The sequence below is a fragment of the Microbacterium sp. ISL-103 genome (assembly GCF_018613995.1).
Taxonomy (GTDB): domain Bacteria; phylum Actinomycetota; class Actinomycetes; order Actinomycetales; family Microbacteriaceae; genus Microbacterium.
The window spans coordinates 1-1,151 of the sequence record NZ_JAGGPD010000603.1; the positions used below are offsets into that span (position 1 = coordinate 1).

Annotated in this window: 2 protein-coding genes; both read right to left on the reverse strand. The window is 71.5% G+C overall.

What is annotated here, in order from left to right; genetic code table 11:
* Positions 1 to 357 (reverse strand): hypothetical protein (locus tag J7E68_RS18435; protein ID WP_215174992.1); only part of this gene is annotated, 357 nt, incomplete at its 3' end.
* Positions 354 to 995 carry a hypothetical protein gene (locus tag J7E68_RS18440; protein ID WP_215174993.1) on the reverse strand — a complete coding sequence of 214 codons (642 nt, stop codon included), beginning with the start codon at positions 993 to 995 and terminating at the stop codon, positions 354 to 356. The genes J7E68_RS18440 and J7E68_RS18435, both read right to left, overlap by 4 nt.
* Positions 996 to 1,151: the final 156 nt, after the last annotated feature.

Consider the following 1,151-nt stretch of genomic DNA (forward strand, 5'->3'; position numbering starts at 1 on the left):
GGTGCCGGTCGTGCTCACGTTCTGCAGCAGGTTGCTGAGGATCGGCTCGAGCAGACCCTGGTTGTTCGCCAGGCCGAACTCCGCATTCGTCACGGAGTACCCGGTGGCCCCTACCGGCACCCGCCAGTAGATTGTGACCACAGGGTTCACCCCGAGCAGCCCGCTGCTCGCGACACACCCCGGCGTCTGAGAGCTCACCGGCTCCGGGACGTTGAGGGCTGTGATCGTCGCTCGCCCCTGCTCCGGATCGGTGAAGGCCGCATCTGTGATCTGAGCCGTCGGCGCCAGACCGACGCCGACGAGCAGCGCCACCCCGGCGACGCCGGCGAGGACCCGGTGCCCCAGCCGCGCGGTCATGGTTCCTCGCCGATCTCGGCAGACGCCCTCCGCCGACGAGCCGCGCTCAGTGCCGCACCGCCTCCGACCAGGGCGAGACCCGTTCCGACCGCCCATGGCGCGAGCGGCGACATTCCCGTGGTGGCGAGGCCCCCGTCCGGGCCGATCATCGCCGACTCCCCCGCACCCCGTGCGTGCACGCGCATCCGTGTGCTCCCGTCGTCATCCGCGGCGAGCGCGACGACCATCCTCAGATACGCGACATCCGTATCAGCCATCTCGAGAAGTGGCACCTCGACGCCGTCGCGCCGGATCGCCCAGGCGGATCTCACCGTCGTCTCCCCTTCGGAGCATCCGCTCTCGTCCCACTCCGTATCGCACCCGAGCACCTCGACGACGAGTTCGGCCTCGCCGTCAGCGCTGACTCCCACGGTGACGACCCCCGGGTCTGCGGCCTCCGCGCTCACGGTGACGTCCCACTGCACGATCTGCCCGGGCAGAAGACTCGAGGCCGCGGACCAGTCGGCGACCGAGACCAGCCGCAGCACTCTGCCCTGCACGACCTCGGTCGACGGTGCCGCCCACGCAGGAGCAGCCGCGAGGAGTGCGACGGCTGCGGCGGTCGCAAGCCCTGCGGCGCACCGCGCACGGCCGTTCATCGGCCCCTCGCCTTCGCGACAGCGCGGCGGCCCGGCGCCGACCGCGGCCAGAAGGCCCAGACCACCAGCGCCGTCGCACCGATCGTGAGTCCGCCGAGCACCCGCGGATCGCCCATCGCGACGATCACCGACGCGATTCCGGGCACCGAGAACAGC

Coding starts and splice junctions, on each gene's coding strand:
- J7E68_RS18440 (WP_215174993.1), bottom strand. CDS start 995: ATGAACGGCCGTGCGCGGTGCGCCGCAGGGCTTGCGACCGCCGCAGCC.